The organism is Rhodococcus sp. LB1, from assembly GCF_001583455.1.
Classification (GTDB): Bacteria; Actinomycetota; Actinomycetes; order Mycobacteriales; family Mycobacteriaceae; genus Rhodococcus_F; species Rhodococcus_F opacus.
On sequence record NZ_LTCZ01000446.1, the window covers coordinates 2,161 to 4,702 of the forward strand.

At 66.3% G+C, this 2,542-nt stretch carries 2 protein-coding genes; both read right to left on the reverse strand.

The features are described from left to right. Positions 1-497: 497 nt before the first annotated feature. Positions 498-839, reverse strand: a complete 342-nt coding sequence (locus tag AZG88_RS48865) for a hypothetical protein (protein WP_231914490.1) — start codon at positions 837-839, stop codon at positions 498-500. 334 nt (positions 840-1,173) lie between these two features. Then, positions 1,174-2,542, reverse strand: a 1,369-nt coding sequence (locus AZG88_RS53225) for a hypothetical protein (protein WP_061701598.1), incomplete at its 5' end; no start/stop codon positions are given.

The window sequence follows — 2,542 nt, forward strand, 5'->3', positions numbered from 1 at the left end:
AATGTCGGCAACCGCGGTCGAGACACCGCACACTAGGTGTCGGTGTCGGTGTCGGTGTCGGTGTCGGCACACCATGATCGGAAAAGCATCACGCGGGAGCAGTAGCGGATCTCGGATACCAACGCCGCAGCTGGGACAGCTGTGCCAGTGCCTGCTGGTCGGGGCTGGCGGACCAGTATCCAATTCATCCGGGATCGCCCCATTGACTGTAGGGCGTGTATCAATGCCCGCCGCCCGCGTGGCCTTGGCGTTTCCGCGCAATTCTGGGGCGAGGCAGCCATAGAGTTTAATCCCCCACGAAACCGGAACCCCCTGTACGGCAACGGCCGCCATCCCAGTTCTGTCCACCATCGGCACCATCTCCGAGCACCTCAGGGGCAGGCAGGGAGCAGAGCAGGGGCTTGAAGGGCCTCACCGGGTCGTGCGGCGGCGATCGTCCGCCATTCGAACAAGCAGCAGCAACACTGCGCGATAAGTTCTCTCGCGTGTGCGCTCCGTCAGGGCTTGCCTCCATCGAGGATGTCGAGCTGGACGCGGTTGCGGTGGCTGATTTCCCACCGGCCGGCTTCGAGGTCGTCGAGTAGGTCGCGGCACCGCTCATCGGTGCTCACGTCCACGCTGTGCCCGATCACGTTGATCGGGCGGCGGATTCCGTTCCGCCAATCGATGACCGTGTAGACGAAGTCACCTGTGGTGGCGAAGTCGCGTTGGCGGGTGCAGACGACGAAGTGCTCCGAGAGTGCGCGGACGGTGTAGAGGCGGCGGGGTTCGATACCGAAGCGGATCCGGGCGCCGGGGTGGAGGGGGATCGGGGTGGTCGGTGATCCCTCGGCGTTCATCAGTGTCACCACTCACCCCCGACTGCGAACCTGCCTTGGGAGAGTGTTCCCCGCTGATTGTCGGCGAGCGTGTCGCGGTCGATGGCGCCGCGGCCCAAACCTTCTGGCCGGAGCCCGACGTGGAAGCGGTCGCCGTCCTGGTCTTGGTGTGGGCAGGGGTAGATCGACAGGCCCTGACGCTTTTCGTGATGGGTGCGTGCTGCGCGGGCATCCTTGCGCGTGAAGTAGGTGCGTCTGTCGCAGTGCGGGCAAGTCACCCAGCAGGAGGTGGGGCGGTGTGCTCGAGCGGCCAATTTTCCGGTGCTCCTCTTCGACTTCGGACGCGGTCGGACCGTCAGACGGCACGGGTGATCTGCAGGTTCAGCCATTCCGAGACCCACTCGATGGCGTTGCGGCCGGCGTTGTCGACGACCAGGTTCTGGTAGCTCTGGTGTGCACCGGAGGCGAAGAAGCTGGCCACGTTCTGGCCCTCCCCGACAACGTGGGCGAGATCCTCGGCCCCCTGCGACTGCGCCATCGTCGACACCGACCCGGCGAGTCCTGCGAGGTCGAGGGTCTGCGCCTGCGTGGTGATCGCGTTGCCCACGGGATTGGTCTGCTTGCCGAGCAGCGCGGGGTCGGTCTTGCTGGCTTTGCCGGTGAGCATGTTCGCGGCCACCGAGGCGAGGTCGAGGCCGAGTGGGAGCAACGCTGCCGTCTGCGCCGCAGCACCGACCGGGTCGGGTAGTACCCCGGGCGGGGGAAAGAGCTTGTCCGCGGCGGCCCACGCAATTTCCTGGGCTTGACCGGCGATGTTGGCCAGCTTGATCACGTCGACGTTGCCGAGGATGCTGGTGACCAGCGCCGCGATCTTTGTGTATCCGGACGGGTCCGGGATGATCGCGAGGATCTGGGAGATCCACTTCAAGTCGACACCGGCGACCATCTTCACCATGGGCTCGAACTGCACGTTCAGCTCTCGGGCGGTATCGCGGGCGGCGCGGACATCGCCGGCGGCAATTCTTTGCGGGAGCACGATCAGGTTGTGCAGGATCTTCGGAATATCGAGCGTGGTGACGCCGGTAACGACGTTCAGGGCTTGGTCGACGACGACTGTGGGTTTGAGGACCGACAGCACACTCGACGCGGAAGAGAGGGCATCCGCGGGGGTGGCGGCGACGGGCGCGATCTGGCTACCGAGTGATGCGGCGGCGCCCGAGAGTTGAGAGATTTCGGGTGCGGTGGCGGGCAGGGTGGTGGTGCCACCATTCGCGAGTTCGGCTGCGGTGTTCGCGATCGTGGCCACCGAGTCGAGTGCACCGGCCAGGTCCGCGTGGCTGGCTGTGGTGAGGACCTGTGCGGCCGCGTGTTCCGGTGTGCCCACCGGGGCTGCGGCCAAGCTACTGGTGGCAGCGCTGTTCGCGGCCCCGGACTGCAACAGGTCGGCCAGTGGGCTGAGCGTCTTGGACAGCGCGGTCGCGGTGTCGGCGATCTGGTTCACATCGACGGAGCCGCCGGTGTCGGTGCCGGACAGTTGCTGTCCGAGCGCGTCGACATTCGATCGGAGACCGGGCAGGTCGGCGCCGGTGAAATCCGAGGTCAGCGCGGTGGCGACCGCCGCGTTACCACCACCACCGGCACCGGTGCTGGTGGTGCCGGGGGTTTTCGACAGGATCGACCCGAGCGATCCGAGGAACGGGTTGGCGCCCTTGCGGATCGAGCAG

Excerpts from the sequence above, each read along its gene's own strand:
- AZG88_RS48865 (WP_231914490.1), bottom strand. The coding sequence starts at position 839 with ATGAACGCCGAGGGATCACCGACCACCCCGATCCCCCTCCACCCCGGC.